We start from the raw sequence: 23,213 nt of genomic DNA on the forward strand, positions 1-23,213 counted from the left end.
AGTAACAGCTTATATATATACCTTATATGGTGCTCTTTTTTTTTCGCAAAATTCTGCAATAGCAATAAAGGACAATAAAGTTATTTCATTTGTAACGGGGTTTAGAAAACCTGATGATCCCGAAACATATTTTTTATGGCAAACAGCTGCAAAGAAAAGGCATGGAGTAGCTAATCTTGGTTTAAATCTAATTTTATATGCGGTCGAAAAAGAAATAGAAAATGGAATTACAGCTATTGAGGCATCTGTAAACAAAAAAAATACACCCATAGTAATGTTAATGAAAACACTGAATAAAAGGATAGAAGGTGATTTGTCTACCACATCACTATTTTCCTCGGAACAACTTAGCCATGAGGGCATGCAACACCACGAAGAAACGTTAATGAGAATCGAAATCAACTAATGGAGGATTTATGTCTTCTTATTGGATTCCTGATGAAAATTGCATAAGTAATGTGGCTGATAAATTTGGAACGCCTACATACTTATACTCTGAAAAAGATATAATAAATAATATTCTTACTTTAAAAAGTAATTTAGGTGGTTGTGCTAAAATACTTTATTCTTTGAAGGCCAATCCAAATGTGCAAATAGTTAATATCATGAAAAAATATGATATTGGCAGTGAGGTTTCTTCTTATGGTGAGCTTGTTATTGCCAAAGAAGCTGGAATGTCTCCTGAGGATATAATTTTTGTAGGGCCAGGTAAGTCTGATGTTGAGCTGAGAGCATGCATAGAATTTAAAATACAGGCGATAGTTTGTGAATCTGAAAGTGAAATAATTAGAATTATTGAATTGTGTGATAATTGCTCTAATGGTCCGGTCAATATAATAGTAAGATTAAATCCATCGTTTAAAGGAGGTAGTGAAACACTGAAAATGTCAGGAAAGCCTCGTCAGTTTGGTGTAGATGATACTGAAGCTGCCAATTTAATTAAAAAATACAAATCTTATAGCTGTATTAATATTGTTGGTTTTCATGCATATATGGGTACTAGGATATTAAGTGAGTCTGATATTGTTAATAACACACTACGTAAGTTATCCTTATTTGATAAGCTAGCTGAAGAAAATAAGATTCAGCTTAGTATGGTTGATGTCGGAGGTGGATTTGGAGTTCCTTACTATGATGGTGAGAAAGAGTTAGATATTGAAGTTATAGGGAAAGAGTTGTCACAAGCATTTCATGTTTTCAAAAGACAACACCCAGGATGTGAGATAGTTATGGAGATCGGAAGATATTTAGTTGCTAACAGTGGAGTGCTAATAACTAAAGTCATTGATGTAAAAGAATCTAAGGGTGAAACTTTTGCAATCACTAATGGCGGTATGAATATCCATTTGCTAGCGTCAGGTCTTGGAAGTTTTTCAAAGAAAAATTTACCTTATTCTGTTTTTAAAAAAACACCAGTAAAGGAAAATAATGGACTCACTACCATTACTGGGCCTTTATGTACACCAACAGATATACTTATAAAAAAAACAAATATGTCAGAACCTAGCATTTCTGATCAAGTGATTGTGTATCAGTCAGGTGCATATGGCCCAACTGCATCTCCAGTTTATTTTCTTAGCCATGGTTATCCTGCAGAGGTAATGCATACTGGAAATGGCGTCAATTTAATAAGAGAACGTGATTGTATAGAAGATTCTTTAAAAAAGCAGTTTCTTAATAATAAGAGGCTATGTTCGAATGATAGGAATTGATGTCGTGTCAACTAAAGAAGTTGAAAGTATGTGTTTTAAACGATGGTTTGTTTTGTATGCTTATACTTATGAGGAATTCCTGAAAAGTGAAACATTTAGTCGTTCTAGAAAGATTGAATATCTTTCTTCGCGATTTTGTGCAAAAGAGGCTGTTTTTAAATGCTTGTGTTCTTATACAGGCGAAAAGCTTAAATTTAAACCTAAAAGCATTGAGGTTTTAAATAACGTAAATAATGTGCCAGTTGTTAAGTTGGACTTTCCCTACGATATTAGTTTTACAGGTGGTTTAACCGTATCAATTTCCCATAAGAAAAATATATGTGTGGCAATAGCATTAATAAAGTAGTTGTAAGGAGGTTTTATGGATAAAGAGTTTAGCTTGACTACTAGGGTTTCTTTTAAAGACATACATTATGATGGAAAAGTAGTAGCAGGGGCTCACGTGCTAGAGTTGTTTGGCGACGCTATAACTGGCCTGGCGTTAATGAATGACAATGACGAAGGTCTTTTATCAAAGTGGGAGAATGTTAATTTTTATCAAAAAGTAAACCCGGGAGACTTTCTAAAGGTTTACGCTAGAATAGTAAGCTCTAGCAGATTAAAAAGAAATGTTGAAGTAAATGCTTGGAGGGTAACCGGGTTAAAAGAATATAATGGTAATAATGATCTAGTTGCTGATGCGAAAGGTACCTTTGTTATACCTTTTGTCAAAGCGAAAGGAGTTTGATCTATGTCTACGTTAATAACATTCTTGAAGTTAGCTGTTGAAAAAAGTCCCGACAAAACAGCTATTGAGGATAAGGATGGTACTATAAGCTTTAGAGATCTAGACTCATACTCTGACAGTGCAGCTTTGTATTTTAGTGATTTTATTGTATCTCCAGGTGATAGAGTTGTTGTAAGAGGTGTTAACTCTATAAGCTATGTGATTGTTATATTAGGTTTATTGAAGGCTAGAGCAGGTTTTTGCCCTGTGTTCTCTAGCGCCCCACCTGACCAAGTAAATTATATTATTGACGACTCTCAAGCTACAGCTTTTATTGAAATATTAGAGAGTGAGGTTTTAGTTAATAATAAAGTAGTTTCTCACGGAAATCTCTTTTACTACCAATGTGATAGTGGTAACTTGTGTCAAAGTTATCCTCTTCCAGAAGACCTTGCGTGTCTAATATATACATCTGGGTCAACAGGTAAGCCCAAGGGTATAGCAACATTGCATAAACAATCATTTTTTGTAATTAATGCAATTTTAGAAAAGATTGATTACTATCCTAGTGATGTGGTTTTAACTTTATCTCCCTTCTCTTTTGATTATGGTTTGTATCAAGTATTTATCTGTTTTGCATCACAGTCAAAATTATTTTTGTCTTCAGAAAAAGATTCAGGCGTTTTTATTTTAAAAACTATTTCAAGCACAAACGCTAATGTGTTAGCGGCAGTTCCATCAATGATTGATAATATGGCTTTGTTGCTAAAAAAGGCAGATGGATTTAAATGTAGCTTGCGTACTATAACTTCAACTGGTGCGTCTGTAAACCAAAGTTCTATAGATATTATTCGTCAGGAGATGCCTGATGTTAGTTTTCAGTTGATGTATGGCCTTACTGAGTGTAAACGTGTTTCTATTGCACCTTTAGATGCGGATATTAGTAGACCTGGAACTTGTGGCCTGCCATTGAGTGGCTCTGAGGTGAAAATCGTTAACGAAGATGGAGTAGAATTAAAAGCAAATGAGATGGGGTATATTGTCGTTATCGGGCCACATTTAATGAGTGGTTACTGGGGAGCTAAAGAGCTTACTGAGAAAACTTTCAAAACAAAATTTGATGTGCTGAGAGAGTTGCATACTGGTGATTTAGGTTGGCTTGATGAAGAGGGTTACTTGTTTTGTGCTGGCAGAAATAAAGACATTTTTAAACAAGGTGGTTACAGAGTTTCTTGTGTAGAGGTTGAAGCGGCTGCCATGAGTGCTAGCTGCGTTGAGGCCGCAGCTCTTATACCACCCACAAAAAATAAAAAAAGTAAGCTATTTGTTCTCTCATCGGATAAGAATTTTGACTTAAAAGATTACTTAAGAACTAAAATTGAAGAATATAAAATTCCAAGTAAAGTGATTGTGTTAAGTACTTATACAAAAATAATCCGGTATTCGTTGCCGTAGCCTGACAACACCTTATGGACATAGTCTTTCAAGGACGAGAAGCTTTCATAAGCCGTCAACGGCAGCCACTCATACTTGACCTTGCGCCAAAGAATCTCGATGAGATTTAGCTCCGGCGAATAAGCAGATAGATAGACGAGGTACACACGGTGCGACATCCATTCCAACTCCTTATGTCGGAAAGCCTTTGAGCGATGGACACTGGCATTATCCAGCACCACGATGGCAAAAGCGTCCGGCGACTTCTGGGCAATCAGGCGGTCAAAAGCCTCAATGACCACCTCGGTGGTGATGGTCGTCATGGTCGAGTGGTAAATCAGCGAGCCCTGACGACTCAAGAAGCCCAGTACGTTCAGGCGCTGACTATGCGAGTAGCCCGGCATTTCCTGAGGATGGCCGATAGGGCTCCAGGCGTAAGGCAAGACGGAGGACAGGGCAAAGCCTGACTCATCGAAATAGTACAGTTCCGTCTCGCCCCGATCTTCCCAACGCTGAAGCTCAGCCAGCAGGCCTTGTGTATGGCGGAAGTCAGTCTCGTTACGCTGGCTTTTCAGGGATCGCCGGGTGCGCTTAAAGCTATACCCCAGATTTTTTTAATGCTCGCTTGAGCGTCATGGTACAGGCACCTTTTCCGGTTTCCTGCTGGAGTCGTGCCTGGACGGCCTTCAGCTGATGAGGTTGCTCTTGTACGAGTTCAAGTAACCGCTCCCGCTCCGCATCACTATAGATGGCGGGTCGCCCGGCGCGAGGCTTGTCCCGGAGCCCATCGAGGCCCTGTGCCTCCCAAGCATCGAACCAGAGCGAAACTGTTTCGCGGGTAACGGACAGAATCTTGCAGATCTGATCGATGGTATGACCTTGGTGACTCAGCACGATGGCATGAGCCCGACGACGCAAGGCGGGTTTCACGCCATAGGTATAGGTTGCCATCAATGTATGAAGGTCTGTGTCGGATAGGGAAGGCACAAAGCGGAATGTCATGCGCATCGTCCTGGATCAACGGGTCAGGTTTATAAGCATAGCGGAAAATATGTGTTTTGGTACTTAGATAGCATGCCGGTTAATCAAAACGGAAAAATTGACAAGGTCGAGTTGGAAAAATACTAAAGGAGGAATGTTATGTTTGATAAAGAATCCGCGAAGGAAGCTCTCAAAGAGGCGTTGGAAAATGTTCTTGGAGAGTCAGTTGGTAAACTAAATTTCGATATACGCATGTTTGAGGACTTACATATGGACTCAACAACCATGCTTGAGTCTCTGCTAGAATTAGAGGAAAAGCTTGGTTTTGATATTGATCCAGAAGAATTAGACATGGAAGATTTTTTAACTGTAAATGCCTATACTGAGTTTTTAGTTCAGGCGGTTAGAGAAAAAGAACAAGATTAAGTGTAGAGGTTTGCGAGGAGTAACTCTCCTCGCACCAATTATTCATATTTAATTTTTAATATGATGGACCATTTTAGGCTTAAATACCCGTGCCAACCGAGCGACATCACCATCGGTTTACCGGTGGCTGGGCCTGACCTTGCCCCTAGATTAGTAGCACTCGCTCAATGAGATACTCCACCTGATGCTGGCCTTTAAGCATGCTCAACAGGTCAGATAATTGAGGGTTAGACTGAAACAACACTGCCCTTGGTGCAAAAGAGGGCATCCGCCCCAGCCGCTATGTGATTTACTATCAGCAACTGTTATTCACGGAGGAAGCATCCATGGCCATAGGCGGCTTGATAGGATTACTGGACGACATTGCCGCACTGGCGAAGTTGTCCGCAGCATCACTGGACGATGTGAGTGCCGCCGCTGGGCGAGCGACGGCGAAGGCGGCCGGGGTGGTGGTGGATGATACGGCTGTGACGCCGCAATATTTGCAGGGGGTGGCAGCGGAGCGTGAACTGTCGCTTGTGAAGCAGATCGCGCTGGGGTCGATCCGCAACAAGCTGATTTTTATCCTGCCGGTGGCGCTGCTGCTGAATCACTTTTTGCCCGCGCTATTGCCGATCATCCTGATGATAGGCGGCACCTACCTGGCTTTTGAGGGCGCGGAGAAAGTCTGGCACAAGCTTTCCGGCAAGCATGACGAGGAAAAGCCAGCGGTAGAGCAGGGGCCGGAAGCCGAGAAAAAGATCGTGAGTGGCGCCATTCGTACCGACCTGATTTTGTCGGCTGAAATCATGGTGATCGCGCTGGCCACGGTCTCCCATCAAGGCTTCTGGTCACAGCTGGCGAGCCTGGTAGTGGTCGCGTTTTTCATCACCATTCTGGTGTATGGCGTGGTCGCGCTGTTGATCAGGATGGATGATATGGGCCTGAAGCTCGCCCAGCGGGATAGTACGAGCATGCAGACCCTGGGCCGTGGGCTGGTGACGGCCATGCCCAAGGTGCTAGCGACCATCTCGGTCGTGGGCACCGTCGCTATGCTCTGGGTGGGTGGGCATATCCTGATGGTCAATCTGGGTGCCGATGGCACGGGGTGGTTCAACGCGCCCTATGAGTGGGTACACCATATTGAGCTAGGCATTAGCGAGGCCACCGGTGCCTTGGGCGGCACGCTGGGCTGGAGCTTCAATACGCTGTGCTCTGCAGTGATTGGCTTTTTGGTGGGCTCGGTGGTGGTGGGGGTGTTGCACCTCATTCCCACCAAGAAGGCGCATGCCGAGTAGGTGCGCGCCGCGAGGTAAGTATCAGGCATCTAAATGCCCGCCATCAAGGCGGGCATTTTTGTGAGATAGGGGAGGGTATGTCCCGTGACCTTACTCTGCCACCGCCGCTGAATACTGCTGACCGGCGCTCGCCCAGGCAATAACGGCCAAGCCTAAAGCGATCAGCGAAAGGATGGCGCCCGCCCAGTTTGGAGAGGCCAAACCGAACCCGGCGGCAATCGTCGCGCCACCCACCCATGCGCCGATAGCATTACCCAGGTTGAACATACCGATGTTCACCGACGCTGCCATGGTGGGTGCGCCTGCTTGGCTGGCACGGTCCATCACCAGTTTCTGGATCGGGGATACGGTGGCGAAGCCAAAGGCGGCCATGAGGAAGACCGAGGCCGAGGCCACAACGCTGTTCCCAACGCCGAGCCAGAAGACGAAAAGTACCGCAGCCTGCGCGGCAAGGGTCACAAACAGCGTTCCGAAAAGTGAACGGTCAGCAAATCGACCGCCTATCCAGTTACCAACCGCCAGACCCAGTCCGAACAGAACCATCAGTTTTGCCACACCGGTGTCGGTAAATCCTGCCTCTTCGACCATCATCGGGGCGATGTAGGTAATAGAGGTAAAGAAAGCGGCAGGGCCGAAGACGGTAATGCCCATGGCGAGCAGCACCTGGGGGTCTGCGAAGGCACGTAGTTCACTCTTCAAGGCGATGGCCTTGCCCGCTTTGATGGGGGGCACTAGCAGCGCGATGCTGATGACGGTGATAAGACCGATCCCGGCGATCAACCAAAACACTAGCCGCCAGCTGTAGGCTTGCGCGAGCCAGGTGCCAGCAGGAACGCCGAATAGGTTGGCCATCGTTAGCCCCGAGAACATGAAAGCGATGGCACTTGCTTGACGGTCTTTCGCGACCAGCGAGGCGGCGATGATGGAGCCCATACCGAAGAAAGTGCCGTGGTTGAACGCCGTTAAAATACGGCCCGCCAGCGCGATGGGGAGCGTCGGCGCCACTGCCGTGATCACGTTACCTAGCGTGAAGATGAGAGCGAGGCTAATAAGCATCGTTTTACGTGGCACCTTGGCGCCTAGAATCGTCAGGATGGGCGCACCTACGAACACGCCTAATGCGTAGGTGGTGGCCATTAAACCTGACGTGGGTATATCGACGCCGAAATCCCTGGCGATCTGGGGAAGGATGCCAGCGACGACGAATTCCGTCATTCCGATACCGAATGCGCCAATCGCTAACGCGAAAAGTGCTAATGGCATAATAGTGTCTCCGTAAATGATATTTTCAATCGAATGTGGTTCGGTTATATTTATTTTATTGAAAATAATATTCGGAGGTAAAACGATAATGGTGCCGTCAGATAAAGAAACAGATGCTATTCGGCAGATAAAGCATCATCCGGCTGAACTTGATTCAATTGACCGAAAAATATTAGGCGCGCTCGCCGAAGATGCGTCGCGTAGCTACGCTGAACTCAGCAAAATCGTGCATCTATCCGCTCCCGCTGTGCATGACCGCGTAAAAAGACTTAAGCGTGATGGGGTCATCAAGGGCACCGTCGCCATACTGGACGGCTGCAAGCTTGGCCGAACGCTGCTGACTTTCCTGCTGGTTGATACCAGTAGCTACAGCGCCACGCGCAAACTACTGGCCTTTGCCGACAGACCCGAAGTAGAAGAGCTGCACACCGTGGCAGGAGATGGCTGTGTGTTCATTAAGGTACGTGCTGCTAACACTGAATCGCTTGAGGACTTCCTGATGGAGATTCAGAGCCTTGAAGGGGTCAGGTCTGTCCGCAGCTATATTGCACTTTCCACCTTCCTGGAAAGAGGCCCATCGCCAGATTAGGTAGCCCGCTCGATAGCATGATGGAAGGGGGACGGCGAGCCAGAAGAGTATCTTTGAGGTGGTGCCCTTGGCAGGACACTGATCTACCCCTCGCCTTGAACGATACAGCCGAGGGAGTCGGTAACCACGCAACTTAGAACTTATTTACCTTAGTTGTTCAGCCTATTTTGAAGCGCTTGTTGTTTGTAGAGCGCCCGCAGCTGCAACGGAATACCAAGAATGAGTGCAATCAACAGTACGCTTTGTACGCCGAGCAATAGCGGGTCATCCAGATTAGTCACGAGTGGATCTCCGACAGGTAGCCGCCTCAAACTTTCACTGACGGTGGGGATCATTAACATGAAAATGCTGATGCTCAGTAAAACAGTTTCGACATATTTGCCGAATCGCTTCGTTTTGGGCCACCTGGCGATACCATATCCCAATAAAACCACCCCGAGCGTGATGGTGGCAACGATCGAGCTTATGGGCTGATGCGCAATAGGATAGACCGTGAGCGCGCCTAGCAACATGAACCAGAAATAAGCGCGACCTGCCTTGGTGTTGGGGGCAACTCGACCATGTTTAACAAGCATATAGATAGCGAGAGGAATGGCCGGAAGGCTTCCCATAGTGTGTAACCAACCAAGAGGTGAAATGTCCATAAAGGGTTCCTTATGATAATTTAAAATACTCTATACCTATCTTCTAGTAGGTAGCGTGTAGTGGATAGTGTGTAGCAGGTAGTTAGTAAGACGCAGCTTTGCTGCGAGGTAGTGCGTGTTTCTGTTTTAGGAGAAGGTGCTGTTGGCCATCTTATTTATTTCATTGAGCAGCAAGCCCAGCAGGCAGCTCGTCTTGCTCCAGGCTGTTGTGTCTACTTGATATCCAATGCTCAGTTAGGCGGGAAGGCGATGACCGGCGTTTCGATTTGGCGCCTGTTCGTTTGGGTAGGGCGGGGTTGTAGAACGGAATCCACACGCCAATGGCCCAGGCGTGGCTCAAATTTATAGAGATACTCACCGGGTCAGGATAATAAACGTCATCCATGAAGGCTTCCCAAGCGAGCGCTTGATCGAGTGCTGCAGGCGCCTGAAGAGGGGGCGTATGTAGGTCGGTTTTTTCAGCCGCTAGGAAAATAACGTCAGCATCCCATTTGCCGCCCTTCAGAAACTGCTCAGCATATCTTTCCTCTAGAGGTGGTGTGGTGGCCTGAAGCCCAATAGTGTCGCAATTGAGCCAACTGGCATCAAAGATGCCGCTGCCTGGATGGGAATGGCACTGTCTCGGCGCTCTGCCCGTATCGTGATATATAGACAACCTTGAGAGGGTGACCAGTTGCGACACTGAGTCGAAGGAGCCTTTTGATTCAAGAAGCTGCTGGTGTTTTATCTGCTCGTTCAGGAAGGCGAGAAACTGTCCACTTTCCGCTGAGGGCGGGATTCTGTCGCTGCGTTCCTGTGTGCTATCAGTCTCTTGAAACGCAGCCAACTCCGATAGGGCGGAGGGCTGCGACACTGCGTTGGAGGAATCCACGGGCTTAAGAGCATCTTGGTGTTTTATCTGCGCAGCCAGCAGGGGGAAGAACGGCTCCTCTGATACTTTAATCCCTCTTTGCCCATGGGCGCTGGTTCTTGTTGTCCCCGTGTGGGAAGTTCTCATTGTTGCTACGGGTGAGCTGCTAATTGGGTACATCATGCGATCCACCTCCTGGCACTGATGAGACATGCTGCTAGCAAAACGGAAATCAGCAAGATAGCTACCGCGAGGGGCAGGCTTAAGCCGCTGCCGTATGGCATTTCCTTTGCTGGCAAGAGGAAAGTCGTATCGTTATATCCAGTCATAATCGTCATCTCGCTCCTATTGCTAAATTAATGGCTCGTTCGTGGTGTACCCATAGCCTCAACGAAGCGAAGTGCCATACCATCTAGTCCACGCTGTTCATTTCGTCATAGCGGCCGCTTCCGTCGACCCTCCTCTCTAGCTCATCCCCACAGTGGCGCCGAGAATGATTCGGATAGAATTCTTCGCATATTTTTCACATTAGCTTCCTACTAGAAGGTAGGGTTAAAGGACGAATTGAAGTTTCCCTGGATGCGATATATTGGGAGAACCCATCGGAGTGTGGTTAGTGATATTTACCTTCTAGTAGGTAGGCTAAGTCGATAAATGAAAACTGCCTTTTTACTTACCCTGATCATTGATAAGTCGTTCGATTAAGGGTTCGGTAACAACGCTAAATACTTTTTCGTCGCCGTAGACTCTTGCCGACAGCATGGCGCCATGCACGGCCGCCATGAAGCTTTCCGCTTCAGATTGCGCGGTCCCGGTAAGTAAAAAGGCATTTTGCATCGCCCCTTCCTCTATTACAGAGGCCAGCCACGTCGATAGCGTTCGGAAATGAGCCCTCACCTCAACCACAATCTCTGGAGGTAACACCGGGATTTGGCTCGCGAGTAATGCGCACACACAAAAGCTGCTCGTGGGATCGCCAATACACGCCGCCCAGTAGTTGATATAGGCGCGCAGTTGGTCTGCTGGGTCGGTATTATAGCTTTTCACTGTAGCCAACCCCGCTTTCGCCTCTTCACGATAAAGCTGCAATAGCGTTCGGACTAAATCGACTTTGCTGGGAAAATGATGGTGAATGCTTGCCTTTCGAATACCGACAACGTCGGCAATATCAGCATAACTGAAACCGTTATATCCGCCCGCAATGATCAAGGTGCGCGCGCAGCGGATGATTTCGTCAGAAGTGTTAGTCAGTTTAGTCATGCGCCAAACCTACCTTCTAGTAGGTTTGCTGTCAAGAAGCCCGACGTAAAATTGAGAGGATGTGGCGCGCTAAGTTACCTCGACTTCATCTGCTCAACAATCCGCGCAGCATCTTTCGCCGGAGGCCGGCCGAAAGTGCGGGCATATTCCCGGCCAAACTGCGTGGAGCTTTCGTATCCCACTTCGTGAGCTGCCTCCGTGACACTGTAACCAGTGGAAATCAGTAGTGTCCGAGCCTTAAGTAGCCGCACCTGCTTCTGATACTGCAAGGGGCTGAGCGCCGTCACGGCTTTGAAATGACGGTGGAACGCAGAGACGCTCATGGCTGCTTCCTTGGCCAGTGCCTCCATCCGTAAGGGCCGTGCATAGTCGTTACGAAGTCGCTGAATGACCTGGTGCACCCGTGCCAGGGCGGTGTCTGGTGTGGCGATGTCGCGCAGCATCCAGCCCATTGGCCCCTGAAGCACGCGATAAAGAATCTCGCGCTCGTAGGCGGGTGCAAGCGCCGCACTGTCGGCAGGCTGCTCCATCAAGCGCAACATGCGCACCCAGGCATCGAGCAGTTCCGGTGTCACGGCTGCCACGGAAAACCCCGTTGCATGCCCGGCGCTGCTGGCAGCATTGGGCAGTTCCGAGAGCAGGCCTGCCAGATGAGCAGCGTCTAGGGTTAGGCTCACCGCGAGGTAGGGTTCTCCCGAGTTGCTACTGCGTACAACCCCCGCTGCAGGCAGATCAACTGACATCACAAAATAGGTCGCGGGGTCGTAGTGCAGGGTGCGCCCGCCCACGGTCATGGATTTGCTGCCCTGCAGGATCAGGTTGACCATGGGGTCGTACACGGCGGCAAGCTCGTGTTCCAGAATGGTACCTTGCACCATCGCCACCCGGGGAATACCGGTTTCGGTACGTCGGTTATGTGCATGGGCAGCCAGACGGCGAAGTTCGTTGAGTTGTTCTTCCATGACGCTATTGAATGTCAAACCAGGAGCAGGGACAAGAGAAAAGCAGAAATAGGCAGGATTGCGGTAGGAACAGGCGGGCCGTTAGGTGAGCGGGTACCTATCATGGGAAGACTAAATCTCACAGGAGCGTCACATGAGCACTATCGTCATTACCGGAGGTAGCCAGGGGATCGGCGCAAGCACGGCACTGCGCTTACCGGTGGCTATGCCATCTAAAGGGGTGACCCATGCTTGATCATATTTTCCTCACGGTGAGCGATACCGAGCGCTCCATCGTTTTTTACGAGCGGGTGCTACCCCTTTTGGGAATTACCAACCGGCATGACTTTGACGGCCATGATGGCCCGCCTGGCCACCCTGATCTGAAGGGGTTCGGTGCCAAGGGACGTGTGTTTTTCTGGCTAAAGCAGGGAGAGGCGGCGCCCGGCGCGGTGCATGTGGGCTTCGTTGCAGCGTCCGAAGAGGAGGTCAATGCCGCCTATGCCGAAGCCTTGGCAGCGGGCGCCACAGCGATCCACCCGCCTGGGCCTCAGCTCCACTATGATCCCCGCTATTACGCCGCGCAGGTCAGGGATCTTGACGGCTACACCCTAGAGTTTGTCTACAAAAGCTGGCAGCACTGACCATGAAAACATTGATGATCTATGGCGCCGCCGGTTACACCGGTGGCATGGCGGCGGAGCACGCTGCATCCGCAGGTATTCACCTAGTTGTCGCAGGGCGTGCGAAGGATCGTGAGTCTCTGGACATATTGGCAGGGCGTTTAGGCGCTGATATTCGGCTCTTTTCGCTCGATGATCCGGAGGCAATCGCAAGGGGCCTTGAAGGCATCTTTGTTCTGCTCAACGCCGCCGGGCCTTTTATGAACACGGCCAAGCCGCTGATGTCGGCCGCCATTCGTGCTGGCGTGCACTACCTCGATTTCTCGGCCGAACTCGATACCTACCGGCAGGCGTTGGCGCTCGACGGGCAGGCGCGTGCTGCGGGTGTGATGCTGCTGCCGGGAAGCGGTGGTAGCGTCGCGATGCTGGGAAGCTTGGCGGGGCATGCCGTGGCGCGGGTCACCCATCCCCGCACGATCAGTATCGCCTTGCAGGTGGCGGGGGGAATGTCGAGAGGGTCGGTGACCAGCGCGAGCCAGAACATCACGACGGAGACGCTTCATCTGGTTGGCGGCGAACTCGTTGCACGCAGCCCAGAGGAGGTGCGTGATTTCGATTTTGGCGAGGGCCCGCTATCGTCGTTCCCTGTCACGCTGCCCGATCTCGTGACACTTCACCAGGCGACAGGCGTGCGTGATATCGAAACCTTCGTGCACGTGGCGGCGGGTGCGTTCCCCGATGGAGACGCCAACGAACTCCCAGCGGGGCCCAGTTCCGATGAGCGGGCGGCGAACCGCTACCATGCGGTTGTCGAAGTGACCGATATGGACGGTTCGGTGGCGCGCTCGGTGCTTGATACGGTGAACGGTTACACCTTCACGGCCATGGCGGCGGCAGAGGCAGCCCGGCGAGTACTTGCAGGTGAGGTGCAGCCTGGCTTCCAGACCCCTGCGGGCCTGTTCGGCAACGGCTTTGCCGAGAGCATCGCCGATACACGGATTATCGACGTTACGCCCAGCGAGGATGGGGATTGACGTTAGCTGGAAGCGAACTCAACGTCCAAAGCGCGCCCGGCGACCTCTGCGCACCCAACGAGCTTTTGCTGAGGCAGCCCAAGACAGGCATAGGAAGAGAGGCCGCGCAGCGTGAGTAGGACATAGTCGGTGATTTGGTCGACATCTCCCGAGCGGCAGGAGTTGGCGATGTAGCCATGAATGTCTCCGCTAATGGGTTTGGCCAGCGTGGCAGCCAACGCCGCGGCTTGCGGGTCGTCCGCCCGCATTGCCTCTGTCACCATGCACCCGCGCAACACCGGGTCGCGCGTGTAATGTTTCGCTGCGGCAACGAACAGGCCGGTAAGCGCCTCAGCGGGGGAAGCATCCGAGGAAAGGATCTTATCCAGCGGCAGCATTTGCTTCGCAATATAACTCTGCAAAGTACGCTCGAACAGTGCCAACTTGCTTCCGTAGGCGGCATAGAGACTTGGCGGCACGATATCCAGTGCCTGCGTAAGCTCTGCGATCCCGACCGCATCATATCCTCGTGCATGAAAGAGCGCCCGCGCGGTCTCGATACCTTGTTCACGGTCGAACGCAGGCCTGCGCGTGCGGGCGGTCTTGATTTTTATGGACTGATTGGCCATGGCAACGGCTACCTAAAATGAAGAGCAAAGCAAGAGTTCTGTTACCGATCGCTACGTTCTGCTATCGATCACTACATAGTACTTGCGCGCCGTTTTAATGCCAAATATAGTGACCACTATATTCAATCAGAGGGAATATCCATGCACTTCGAAAACAAAGTAGCTTTGGTGACAGGCGGCTCTTCAGGTATCGGCCTTGGCATCGCCACGCATCTCGCCCAGTTGGGTGCCCACGTCATCATCACCGGTCGCGACCCTGCGAAGCTGGCGCAAGCAGCTCAAAGTATTGGACCAAACGTCTCTTCTGTCGTTCTGGACGTCACGAATGTCGCGGAAATCGACGCGCTCTACGAAACTGTGCGGCGCGATCATGGTCGCCTCGATATTCTCGTGGCCAATGCAGGTAGCGGGCAGATCATTCCTCTTGGATCACTCACCGAAGAGTATGTCGACAGGACGTTCGATACCAACGTCAAGGGTGTCATTTTCACGGTGCAGTCGGCACTCCCGCTGATGACTTCCGGCGGCTCGATCGTGATCGTGGGCTCCACCTCGTCGATCAATCCCGCGCCTGGTCTAAGCGTCTACGGTGCATCGAAAGCCGCAGTGCGCACTCTTGTTCGAGCCTGGATCCAAGACATTAAAGGCTCCGGCGTTCGTATCAACGTGGTCAGTCCTGGCCCGGTTCACACGGAAAGCCTTGAGAACTTCTTCCCGCCAGAGCAGGCTGAAGCGGCTTTCGAATATATGAAGGGGCAGAGCATGGTCGGCCGGATCGGCACGCCGAAAGACATTGCGCATGCAGTCGCCTACCTCGCAAGCGACGAGGCGGCCTACACCAACGGCATAGAGTTATTCGTAGACGGCGGCGCCTCTCAAGTGTGACCGCATGGGCCAAGCCTTTTGCTATCGCCTCGATCTGCAGATGGATCAGCAGATCGGTGGCCCGTTCCTGAAGTGGCGATAGAAAGCTGACACGCTTATGTCTGCCAACGCTCTATCCGAATCGTGCAATTACCAGGGCTGGCGGCCGTGGCTTCCGAAGAAGCCACCGGTGGGGCCGTCATCGCCTATTAATGACATCCTAATCGCAGTCACTGCTCCTTCATCCGGCGTGAGCGCACCGACGTTGCCATTGAGGTCGGTCTGGACATTGCCGGGCTCGACCACGTTGACCTTGATGCCGAGCGGCTCAAGTTCCTTCGCGAATGCAACCGTGACGGCGCTCAACGCGACCTTCGACGTCGTGTAGTCCATGAAATTGACGCTAGAGTAAATGGACGTCGGATCGGTGATCAGGGCGAGCGAACCCACTCCGCTGCCCATCATGACGATCCGCGCTCCACCCGCCGCCTTGAGTAGCGGAAGGAACTTTTGCGTGACCCGGATCGGACCGTAGAGGTTCACCTCGAAAGTGGCCTTGATGTCCTCCATCCGGGCCTCGCTCGGCGGCAGTTTCGGGTCGATGATGATGCCCGCATTGTTCACGAGAACGTGCAGGGCGCTGGCTTCAAGCGCGACTGTATCCGCCGCGCGGTGAACGCTGCTTTCGTCGGCAACGTCAATATCGAGGAACCGGACGTCTAGTCCCTCATCGAGAAGGGTTTTGACCGCCGCTTCTCCACGGGTGCGGTCGCGCGCCCCCATCCAGACCGACATGCCTGCCTGCGCGAGCCCCCTGGCGATGGCTAAGCCGATGCCTTTGTTGGCACCGGTGACCAGGGCTTGCCGCTTTCCAGACATCACTTGGCCGCCTGTTCGACCGGGACGGCGACGTGGCGGCTGATGTCACCGAACAGGCGCGGGTCGACTTCGCGCGAAGCGTAACGCCATGCGCCGTCGTGAAGCTCGAACGTGTCAACATACCGGCCAGTCACGATCGGCTGCAGCGGAAAGCCGGGAAGTTCCTGGTGGACAGTGAAATAGCTGACCGTGCTGACGCTCGTGGCGCTCTTGATATCGATAAGAACGTTCGAGACGGAGTGCCAGGTCCGCGGGGTGTCGTCCACATGATACTGGAGATTCGTGCGGAGAAAATTCGCGATGTCGTCGCGACCTGTGACATAGGTATCGATGACCTTGAACTGGGCGTGCGCGAGCAGCTCGGCGTTCGCGTCGACCTTCCCGATATCCAGGTTGTGGACATAGGCGGCGAGCAGGCGGCGAACCTCGCTCTCTATCACTAGGCGGTCGAGAGCAGTAAGCGTGGTTTCGGGAGTGGTCATAGTCTTCCTTCACAGAGTTAAAGAGATTACGTATATAGCGTGGTTGTCCTCAAGAGGCTGAAGAGTCAACGCTCGGATGGCTGCTGACAGACGACCTCAACATTGACGCCATCGGGATCCAGGACATAGGCGGCGTAGTAGTGGTCGTGATAGTGGGTGCGAATGCCCGGTGCGCCGTTATCCTCCCCACCCGCTGCCAGCGCGGCGCGATAAAACGCATCGACAATGGACCATTTTGCTGCGGCGAAGGCGATATGGAGGCCTTCGCCCGGTAGTTCGTTGTCGTGTATCCATAGCCTTGGGTAGCCCTCCATCCCAAAACCGTGCCGTGTGCCGCCGCTGCGTGTGCGGTCTGGCCCTACGGTGATGATGCGGGTGAACCCCAGCGGGGCAAGCGCCTGTTCGTAGAAGCATCGCGATACTTCCGCATCACGTACGGCGAACTCGACATGGTCAAGAATACTCATGCGTTTTTGCTCTCATCAGGTGTGTGAAGAAAGGTCTCGAAGGCCTGGCCAGACAGTTCGGCTACGGCAAGCAGGCGAGCCCTGGAGCGGCCAGCGCGCGCGCCTGCTGAGAGACCTTGCAGTGTCGTCACGACGTAATCGGCTAGTTGTTGTGCCTGGTGCGGCTGACTTCTCTTGATGTAGCCCTCGATAAAGTCCGCCGCTGCATCGCCATAGGCGTTCGCCAGTTGGCGGGCCTGAGGATCATCGGCGCGCATGCCTTCAGCCACCATGCAGCCACGCTTGGCTTTCGACTTGGTGTAGAGCCGGACGGCTTGCCGCAGTAAATCATCGATTGCTGCTGATAAGGGCCGGTCGGGCGTCAGGATCTTGTCGGCCGGCAGGTTGGCTTCTGCCACGTAGATCGCCAGGCAGCGTTCGTACAGCCCCGCCTTGTTGCCATAGGCGGCGTAGAGGCTAGGCGGGTTGATGCCCAGTGCACGGGTGAGCTCGGCAACTCCTACCGCGTCGTAGCCGCGTTCGTGAAATAGATCTTTTGCAACGGCAACGCCCGCCTCTCTGTCGAAGGGGCGTCGAGGTGAGCGTTCTGCCACACGTTCGCCAGTACCTGTATTGGATGGTTTGCTTTTCATGTTGACGATACCGATTGACTCTTTGGTTTGTAGTGGTCACTATAGCATTGCTTTAGTGACTACTACAAACCGAAAGGTGATACTGTGAAACAAGATATGAACCGTAACGTTGCTGTTGTGACCGGTGGCAGTAGTGGTATCGGGTTTGCCATCGCCAAGCGCTTGATCGATGACGGAGCCGATGTCGTGATAACGGGAAGGCGGCAGGCGGTATTGGATGAGGCCGTACACAGGCTGGGCAGCAGCGCTACGGGGATAGTGGCTGATGTCGCCAGTGCTGCGAGCTTGGCGTCTTTCTATGAGTCTGTGAAAAACCGCTTCGGACGTATCGATACCCTGGTGGCCAATGCCGGTGGCGGTAGTCATGCACCGCTTGGGCAAATCACGGAGGAACAGATCGACCAGCAGTTCTCAACCAACGTTAAAGGCGTGGTGCTGACCGTCCAGGGAGCGATGGGATTAATGGGCTCCGGTGCCAGCATCGTGATCGTTGGTTCCTCGTCCTCAATAGACCCAGGGCCAACCATGAGCATTTACGGTGGCACCAAGGCAGCCGTGCGCAACATGGTGCGCAGTTGGGTGGCGGAACTGAAGGGAACGGGTATTCGCATCAATATCCTGAGCCCTGGGCCCACCAACACGGCTTCATTGCGCGAGGCATTCGGCGAGCACGCTGAGGAAGGCATGGCGTTTCTGACAGCTAAAAGCCCGCTGGGGCGTATCGGTGAACCCGAGGAGATTGCCTCGGTCGCGGCCTTTCTGGCCAGCGATGCCGCCAGCTATGTCAACGGGGTGGAGTTGTTTGCTGATGGTGGCGCTTCACAGACATAGTGAGGCACCAGCACCGTCGGATAGAGCCATACAGTTCCTTGCTATCCTTATCTGCCATTGACTGATCTATGAGCCGAATATAAACCATAATCGGCTCAAGATATGATTTGAATAACTGAGGTGGTAAGGGAATTTGTTGATGCTGGTTAAGCAACTACCGAAGGCTTTTCGGTAGTTCATCAAGAAATAGGCGTCAGACCCGCCGTTGCCGTAACACCATCACCCCCGCCATTAAGATCATGCCCATACCCAGCCACGTCATGGCATCGGGCACTTCGCTGAATAGCAGGTAGCCCCAAAGGCTGGCAAAGATGAGGTAGGCGTAATCAAAGGTGCCGATCAACGCCGAAGGGGCAATTTGATAAGCCCTTGCCACCCCGGTATTCACAATGATCAGCAGTAGGGCGTAGGCGCCCACGATCAATAACGCTTTGGCGTCTAGCGGTTGCCAACCGGCGAACAGGAATGGCGCGCGTTCAGCGAGTGTTTCTGTGCTGTTGATTGCTACCAGCACACTGAAGAGAGTGCCTGCTGCCAGGAAGGCTAGATTCAATCCCAGGGTGAGAAGTAAGGGGTGCTCCCGTTGGCAGTGGTGGCGAGTGACCAGCATGGCTAGCGCATAAAAGAGGGCGGCAAGCACGGGTAGAAGTGTGGCAGGTGTGAAGGTGTCGCCGCCAGGGCGCAACACTACCACCACGCCCAGGAAACCGCAGAGGATGCCCAGCCAGGCCTGGCGTGAAAGATGCTCGCCTGCACCAAAAGCAGCCAGCACGGCAATAAACAGCGGTGTGGTGTAAATGGCGACCGCTGCCACTGAGAGCGGAATCAGCGGCAGTGCTGCGTAGTAGGCGATCCACATCAGCAACAGAAGCAGGCTTCTTATCGCCACCCAGCGGCGTGACTTTACCCTGGGGCGAGGGCCTGGATGGCCAATGATCAATCCAAACAGTATCGGCAGCGATAGTGTTGAGGCGATGACATAGAGTTGCCATAGCGACATACTGGCGCTCAGATACTTAACCAGAGCGTCGGTCAACGCCAGGAGAAAGACAGCCCCCACGATAAGGCTTATGCCCTGTAGGATATTATCTTGTGGTTCAGCGGTGGCCTTCATTGCAGCATTCCAAGTATGAATTCCGCTCGAGAATGCCGCTGCCTTTAGCAGTGCTTCAAACGACTTCTGCGTCACCATGCATGAGCTCAGATTATGGATAACTTCATCAAGTCTCTTCCACCGCTGGCTTCGCTGCGCCCCTTTGAGGCAGCCGCCAGGCTCGAAAGCTTTTCGCGTGCGGCGGATGAGCTCCACCTGACCCAGGCGGCTATCAGCCGGCAGATCCGTGCGCTGGAGGAAGACCTTGGCGTGATGCTTTTCGAGCGCCGTCATCGCCGTGTGTTTCTTACCCGTGAAGGGCGTGAGTTTGGCCGTACGGTCTCCCAGGCGCTGGAAAGTATTGCTACGGGGGCTCAGGCGCTGCGCGGCGACCCAAATGATAAGCGCGTCTTGTTGTTCTGCCAGTTATGTGAAGCGTTCTATTGGCTGATGCCAAAGCTGGCTGACTTCAATCGTCGCTATCCTGACATTGAGATTCAGCTGGCGACGTCGACACGGCCGATTACCGAATTTAGTGGTAGCTTCGACATTGCGCTGCAAACCAACGGAAGGCCTAGCGGGAGCCATCGATTGGTGTTTACCGCCGAGGACGAGATATTTCCGGTCTGCAGCCCTGCTTACCTGAAAGGGGGCACTACGCCGTTGAGTCTCAACGCGTTGCTGAACCAGCGGCTACTGCATCATCACGCTGACCCGGCGGATTGGTTGGAGTGGGATGACTGGTTGCGTGCCATGGGGCACTTTGAACTCTCAGCAGCGGAGAGTGCTGTTTTCGATAGTTATCCGCTGCTACTGCAAGCGGCTGTCGCGGGGCACGGTATCGCCTTGGGATGGCGGCGCACGACGCAACGCTTAATTGAAAGTGGCGAACTGATCCGCCCGGTGGCAGAGAGCTTGCCCCAGCACGATGCCATCGCCCTATACACACGCCAAGGTGCACCGCAACGCGCAGGCAGCGAGGCGTTATTGGGCTGGCTGCGTGAGGTGTTGGGTGATGAGCAGATTGCTGAAACGGCAGGCTAGGCGCTAGATGAAGTGGCTGAACTGCGTATTGTATTGAAGGTAAGCGCTGATCCTTGCTTTCATTTCCGTATGCCCGCTTCACACATAAAACGAAAGGGCAGTCCAAGTGACTGCCCTCTCCTGCTTGATGGCGCTTGGGGTGGCCATCGACCGTGGCTGTTTTTCACGGCTGGCGAGAGTTTCCCTTCTTTACTGACAGGCCTCCGCGACGGCATCGCCATCGGTAGAGACAGTAGGCCGCGTTCTCACGCCGACGAGCACCAGGGCGGCAGCGGCCAGCAACAGCGTGCCGGCGGTTGCAAACACGCCCAGCACGCCGCTGATATCGAACATCACGCCACCGATGGCGGCCCCCAGGGCGATTGCCAGTTGTATCGAAGCGACGATGAGACCACCGCCGCTTTCGGCTTCGTCCGGCACGACACGGGTGATCCAGGTCGACCAGGCGACTGGCACGGCGCCGAAGGCTAAGCCCCACAGCGCCACCATGACGATATCGGTGCCCATTGAGAAACCGCCCAGTGTGGCCAGCAACCAGCCCAGCACCCCCATGATCAGCGGCATCAGCAGCAGCGTCAGGCGCAGGCTACGCTCCAGCAGGTAACCCGCGGCCAGCGTGCCTACGAAGTTAGCGACTCCGAACGCCAGCAGGGTCGAGGAGAGCTCGTTGATACCCATCTGGGATATGCCTTCGAGAAACGGACGTACATAGGTAAAGAAGGCGAAATGGCCGCAGAACACAAGCAGAAGGGCGACGATGCCGGCCGCCATGCCCGGCCGCTTGATGACGCTCACCAGCGTGCCGAGCGGCGTCGGGCGTCCGGGTGCCATCCGCGGCAGAGTGAAGTACTGCAGCACCAGCGTCAGCACCGAGAGTGCCGTCGTCAGCAGAAAAACATTGCGCCAGCCGATCATGTCGCCGAGATAGCTGCCCAACGCTGCGGCGCTGATAGTGGCAATGGGCACGCCAGCGAACAGCAACGACAGCGCGCGCGGCACGTCATGTTCCGACACCAGCCGCATGACTGTGGCGACAGAGAGCGCCCAGAACCCGCCCAGCGCTACCCCGAGTAGTACCCGCCCGACCAGCAACCAGGCTAGATGCGGCGCGAATGCGACGATCAGGTTAGCGGCGATCATCAGCACGGAGAACGCCAGCAGCACGTGGCGACGGTCGAGTCGCTGTGTGACGGAGGTCACCAGTAGGCCGGCAAGCAGCGCCACCACCGCGGTGACCGTGACAGCCTGTCCGGCCTGCCCTGCGCTGATCATCAGCGAATCTGCCATCGGCGTCAGCAGGCTGGCCGGCAGAAATTCAGCCATCACTAGGCTGAACACGCCCATCGTTAGCGAAAACACGGCGGTCCAGCGCGATGGGGTCTGCGACTCGTGTGTCGAGTGTTGAGATTCGTATGCCGTCATTTCGATACTTCCGATTAAGACTTGGGATGACGCGTAGGTTAAAGTATTACCTCAAGACCCTCTATCACTATGAGTACGGTATGTTTGATAAAACGTCCGAAAATTTCGCCACTGTCGGCTCTGAGATCAGCTCCAGCGAATGGATCAACGAATTGATGCTTGGCATGCGCTTGTCCGGGTTGAGCTATCGGCATGTTCAGGTAGCGCCGCCCTTTGGCATTCGTTTCGATACTGATGCCAACTGCGCGCAATTTCACTTTATTGCCCGGGGGGCCGTCATCCTGCGGCTCGGCGGTGAGGAGCAGATTCTGGAGACCGGCGATGCCATACTCCTGCCTCGCGGCGGCGAGCACTGCCTGCTTTCTTCGCCCGGTGTGATGAGTCGCGACATCGAACAGATCGACTCACTGCCGGTGTGTGATAACTTCAGTTGCGTCAACGAGTGCCCGGACACTGCTGATGTCGCTCCATCGGTGCGTCTATTCAGCGGCTGCATGCAGTTCGATCTCGGTGGTATGCAACCGCTGGTCTCGATGATGCCTGACGTCATGCATGTGGGGACGCTGCTGTCGCGCTATCCGGAGGTGTTGCCGATGCTGGAAGCGATGGCGCGCGAAGCGAGTCTCAAACGGGCCGGTTCTGCTGGCATTCTCTCCCGGTTGGCGGATGTGGTAGCCGCCAGCATCGTGCGAGGCTGGGTTGAGTGTGGCTGCGGTGATATCGGTGGCTGGGTCGAGGCGCTGCGCGATCCGCGTCTGGGCAAAGTCATCGCCGCTGTCCACCGCGAGCCTGGACGTGACTGGACAGTGGCCACCATGGCAGCGGAGGCGGGCAGCTCGCGCTCGGTGTTCGCCGACCGCTTCCGCAGCTCACTGGGTATCTCGCCGCTCGGCTATGTCACCCAACTGCGTATGCGCTTGGCCACGCGATGGATTGCCGAGCGGCAGCTATCCAATGATCAGATCGCCTGGCGCCTGGGCTACGGCTCTCAGGCCGCCTTTAGTCGCGCTTTCAAGCGGTCGACTGGGCAGACACCGGGAAGGTTGAAACACGGCCAAGCGCCCGGTTCAAGCGTGGCACGCCTAGGCCAGTAGTAGTTTTGGCGGGTGATCGTGGTGTCGCTCGACGGTCCATCAGCTCAACAGTTTGGT

General features: G+C 53.0%; 27 protein-coding genes. 13 read left to right on the forward strand and 14 right to left on the reverse strand.

The window, feature by feature from the left end; translation table 11 throughout:
• Positions 1–9 precede the first annotated feature (9 nt).
• Positions 10–324, reverse strand: coding sequence for a hypothetical protein (locus tag Q3Y66_RS03835; RefSeq protein ID WP_139041582.1), 315 nt, complete (start codon positions 322–324; stop codon positions 10–12).
• Positions 325–416: 92 nt separating this feature from the next.
• Here Q3Y66_RS03835 and Q3Y66_RS03840 point away from each other — a divergent pair, with 92 nt between their 5' ends.
• Genes Q3Y66_RS03840 through Q3Y66_RS03855 form a run of 4 tightly spaced genes read left to right on the forward strand, consistent with a single transcriptional unit; the run spans position 417 to position 3,873 of the window.
• A complete protein-coding gene (locus Q3Y66_RS03840; RefSeq protein WP_008959006.1) occupies positions 417–1,712 on the forward strand; it encodes a diaminopimelate decarboxylase in 1,296 nt (431 codons plus the stop codon).
• Positions 1,713–1,716: 4 nt separating this feature from the next.
• Positions 1,717–2,058 (forward strand): 4'-phosphopantetheinyl transferase superfamily protein, encoded by a 342-nt coding sequence (locus tag Q3Y66_RS03845; protein WP_161598810.1) that lies wholly within the window; start codon positions 1,717–1,719, stop codon positions 2,056–2,058.
• 15 nt (positions 2,059–2,073) lie between these two features.
• Complete coding sequence (locus Q3Y66_RS03850) at positions 2,074–2,439, forward strand: hotdog fold domain-containing protein (RefSeq protein ID WP_008959005.1); 366 nt, start codon at positions 2,074–2,076, stop codon at positions 2,437–2,439.
• Between the two features lie 3 nt (positions 2,440–2,442).
• A complete protein-coding gene (locus tag Q3Y66_RS03855; protein ID WP_303319526.1) occupies positions 2,443–3,873 on the forward strand; it encodes a class I adenylate-forming enzyme family protein in 1,431 nt (476 codons plus the stop codon).
• On the opposite strand, the gene Q3Y66_RS03860 is transcribed toward Q3Y66_RS03855, so the two are convergent.
• Positions 3,840–4,854, reverse strand: a protein-coding gene (locus Q3Y66_RS03860; RefSeq protein ID WP_303319527.1) for an IS630 family transposase whose coding sequence is annotated in 2 segments (ribosomal slippage) — positions 3,840–4,457 and positions 4,459–4,854 — 1,014 coding nt in all. Because the reading frame shifts where the segments join, the coding sequence is not laid out codon by codon here. The two genes, Q3Y66_RS03855 and Q3Y66_RS03860, sit on opposite strands and share 34 nt — an antisense overlap.
• A 138-nt stretch (positions 4,855–4,992) precedes the next feature.
• Here Q3Y66_RS03860 and Q3Y66_RS03865 point away from each other — a divergent pair.
• Both Q3Y66_RS03865 and Q3Y66_RS03870 read left to right on the forward strand, forming a co-directional pair.
• On the forward strand, positions 4,993–5,259 hold the full coding sequence (locus tag Q3Y66_RS03865) for a phosphopantetheine-binding protein (RefSeq protein WP_008957867.1): 267 nt from the start codon (positions 4,993–4,995) through the stop codon (positions 5,257–5,259).
• Positions 5,260–5,585: 326 nt separating this feature from the next.
• Positions 5,586–6,536: a DUF808 domain-containing protein gene (locus tag Q3Y66_RS03870; RefSeq protein ID WP_008957866.1), complete on the forward strand. Its 951-nt coding sequence runs from the start codon at positions 5,586–5,588 to the stop codon at positions 6,534–6,536.
• A gap of 90 nt (positions 6,537–6,626) precedes the next feature.
• Here the strand turns inward: Q3Y66_RS03870 and Q3Y66_RS03875 are convergent, their stop codons facing one another.
• Positions 6,627–7,799 (reverse strand): MFS transporter, encoded by a 1,173-nt coding sequence (locus Q3Y66_RS03875; RefSeq protein WP_008957865.1) that lies wholly within the window; start codon positions 7,797–7,799, stop codon positions 6,627–6,629.
• Positions 7,800–7,815: 16 nt separating this feature from the next.
• On the opposite strand from Q3Y66_RS03875, the gene Q3Y66_RS03880 reads away from it, so the two are divergent.
• On the forward strand, positions 7,816–8,388 hold the full coding sequence (locus tag Q3Y66_RS03880) for an Lrp/AsnC family transcriptional regulator (protein ID WP_303319528.1): 573 nt from the start codon (positions 7,816–7,818) through the stop codon (positions 8,386–8,388).
• A 149-nt stretch (positions 8,389–8,537) separates the two neighbouring features.
• Here Q3Y66_RS03880 and Q3Y66_RS03885 read toward each other — a convergent pair whose 3' ends face one another.
• The 4 genes from Q3Y66_RS03885 to Q3Y66_RS03900 all read right to left on the reverse strand — a co-directional run bounded on the left by Q3Y66_RS03885 (position 8,538) and on the right by Q3Y66_RS03900 (position 12,104).
• On the reverse strand, positions 8,538–9,032 hold the full coding sequence (locus Q3Y66_RS03885) for a hypothetical protein (RefSeq protein WP_008957863.1): 495 nt from the start codon (positions 9,030–9,032) through the stop codon (positions 8,538–8,540).
• A 160-nt stretch (positions 9,033–9,192) separates the two neighbouring features.
• The gene (locus Q3Y66_RS03890; RefSeq protein ID WP_083832239.1) at positions 9,193–10,095 is read right to left on the reverse strand and encodes a flagellar hook capping FlgD N-terminal domain-containing protein; all 903 of its coding nucleotides are present in this window, start codon (positions 10,093–10,095) and stop codon (positions 9,193–9,195) included.
• A gap of 456 nt (positions 10,096–10,551) precedes the next feature.
• On the reverse strand, positions 10,552–11,142 hold the full coding sequence (locus tag Q3Y66_RS03895) for a TetR/AcrR family transcriptional regulator (protein ID WP_008957860.1): 591 nt from the start codon (positions 11,140–11,142) through the stop codon (positions 10,552–10,554).
• A 74-nt stretch (positions 11,143–11,216) separates the two neighbouring features.
• Complete coding sequence (locus Q3Y66_RS03900; protein WP_008957859.1) at positions 11,217–12,104, reverse strand: AraC family transcriptional regulator; 888 nt, start codon at positions 12,102–12,104, stop codon at positions 11,217–11,219.
• 227 nt (positions 12,105–12,331) lie between these two features.
• Between Q3Y66_RS03900 and Q3Y66_RS03905 the strand changes: the two genes are divergently transcribed.
• Both Q3Y66_RS03905 and Q3Y66_RS03910 read left to right on the forward strand, forming a co-directional pair.
• Complete coding sequence (locus tag Q3Y66_RS03905) at positions 12,332–12,727, forward strand: VOC family protein (RefSeq protein ID WP_008957857.1); 396 nt, start codon at positions 12,332–12,334, stop codon at positions 12,725–12,727.
• A 2-nt stretch (positions 12,728–12,729) separates the two neighbouring features.
• Positions 12,730–13,740 carry a saccharopine dehydrogenase NADP-binding domain-containing protein gene (locus tag Q3Y66_RS03910; RefSeq protein ID WP_035586747.1) on the forward strand — a complete coding sequence of 337 codons (1,011 nt, stop codon included), beginning with the start codon at positions 12,730–12,732 and terminating at the stop codon, positions 13,738–13,740.
• A 2-nt stretch (positions 13,741–13,742) separates the two neighbouring features.
• Here Q3Y66_RS03910 and Q3Y66_RS03915 read toward each other — a convergent pair whose 3' ends face one another.
• Entirely contained in the window at positions 13,743–14,348 is a 606-nt protein-coding gene (locus Q3Y66_RS03915) for a TetR/AcrR family transcriptional regulator (protein ID WP_008957855.1), read from the reverse strand.
• Between the two features lie 141 nt (positions 14,349–14,489).
• Between Q3Y66_RS03915 and Q3Y66_RS03920 the strand changes: the two genes are divergently transcribed.
• Positions 14,490–15,233, forward strand: a complete 744-nt coding sequence (locus tag Q3Y66_RS03920; protein WP_008957854.1) for an SDR family NAD(P)-dependent oxidoreductase — start codon at positions 14,490–14,492, stop codon at positions 15,231–15,233.
• 129 nt (positions 15,234–15,362) lie between these two features.
• Here Q3Y66_RS03920 and Q3Y66_RS03925 read toward each other — a convergent pair whose 3' ends face one another.
• The 4 genes from Q3Y66_RS03925 to Q3Y66_RS03940 form a co-directional block, all read right to left on the reverse strand.
• On the reverse strand, positions 15,363–16,091 hold the full coding sequence (locus Q3Y66_RS03925) for an SDR family NAD(P)-dependent oxidoreductase (RefSeq protein WP_008957853.1): 729 nt from the start codon (positions 16,089–16,091) through the stop codon (positions 15,363–15,365).
• Complete coding sequence (locus tag Q3Y66_RS03930; RefSeq protein WP_008957852.1) at positions 16,091–16,573, reverse strand: nuclear transport factor 2 family protein; 483 nt, start codon at positions 16,571–16,573, stop codon at positions 16,091–16,093. The genes Q3Y66_RS03925 and Q3Y66_RS03930 overlap by 1 nt, the downstream gene beginning before the upstream one ends.
• Before the next feature lie 65 nt (positions 16,574–16,638).
• Positions 16,639–17,040, reverse strand: a complete 402-nt coding sequence (locus Q3Y66_RS03935; protein ID WP_008957851.1) for a VOC family protein — start codon at positions 17,038–17,040, stop codon at positions 16,639–16,641.
• Entirely contained in the window at positions 17,037–17,672 is a 636-nt protein-coding gene (locus tag Q3Y66_RS03940; protein WP_008957850.1) for a TetR/AcrR family transcriptional regulator, read from the reverse strand. Before Q3Y66_RS03940 ends, Q3Y66_RS03935 begins: the two co-directional genes overlap by 4 nt.
• A gap of 84 nt (positions 17,673–17,756) precedes the next feature.
• On the opposite strand from Q3Y66_RS03940, the gene Q3Y66_RS03945 reads away from it, so the two are divergent.
• The gene (locus tag Q3Y66_RS03945) at positions 17,757–18,503 is read left to right on the forward strand and encodes an SDR family NAD(P)-dependent oxidoreductase (protein WP_008957849.1); all 747 of its coding nucleotides are present in this window, start codon (positions 17,757–17,759) and stop codon (positions 18,501–18,503) included.
• 193 nt (positions 18,504–18,696) lie between these two features.
• Here the strand turns inward: Q3Y66_RS03945 and Q3Y66_RS03950 are convergent, their stop codons facing one another.
• The gene (locus Q3Y66_RS03950; protein ID WP_083832238.1) at positions 18,697–19,695 is read right to left on the reverse strand and encodes a DMT family transporter; all 999 of its coding nucleotides are present in this window, start codon (positions 19,693–19,695) and stop codon (positions 18,697–18,699) included.
• A gap of 15 nt (positions 19,696–19,710) precedes the next feature.
• On the opposite strand from Q3Y66_RS03950, the gene Q3Y66_RS03955 reads away from it, so the two are divergent.
• On the forward strand, positions 19,711–20,640 hold the full coding sequence (locus tag Q3Y66_RS03955; protein WP_008957847.1) for a LysR substrate-binding domain-containing protein: 930 nt from the start codon (positions 19,711–19,713) through the stop codon (positions 20,638–20,640).
• A gap of 189 nt (positions 20,641–20,829) precedes the next feature.
• On the opposite strand, the gene Q3Y66_RS03960 is transcribed toward Q3Y66_RS03955, so the two are convergent.
• Complete coding sequence (locus tag Q3Y66_RS03960) at positions 20,830–22,062, reverse strand: MFS transporter (protein WP_008957846.1); 1,233 nt, start codon at positions 22,060–22,062, stop codon at positions 20,830–20,832.
• A 26-nt stretch (positions 22,063–22,088) separates the two neighbouring features.
• Between Q3Y66_RS03960 and Q3Y66_RS03965 the strand changes: the two genes are divergently transcribed.
• Positions 22,089–23,156, forward strand: a complete 1,068-nt coding sequence (locus tag Q3Y66_RS03965) for an AraC family transcriptional regulator (protein WP_238528512.1) — start codon at positions 22,089–22,091, stop codon at positions 23,154–23,156.
• The last annotated feature ends 57 nt before the right edge of the window (positions 23,157–23,213 follow it).

Origin of the sequence: Halomonas sp. HAL1, from assembly GCF_030544485.1 — a bacterium.
Classification (GTDB): Bacteria; Pseudomonadota; Gammaproteobacteria; order Pseudomonadales; family Halomonadaceae; genus Vreelandella; species Vreelandella arctica.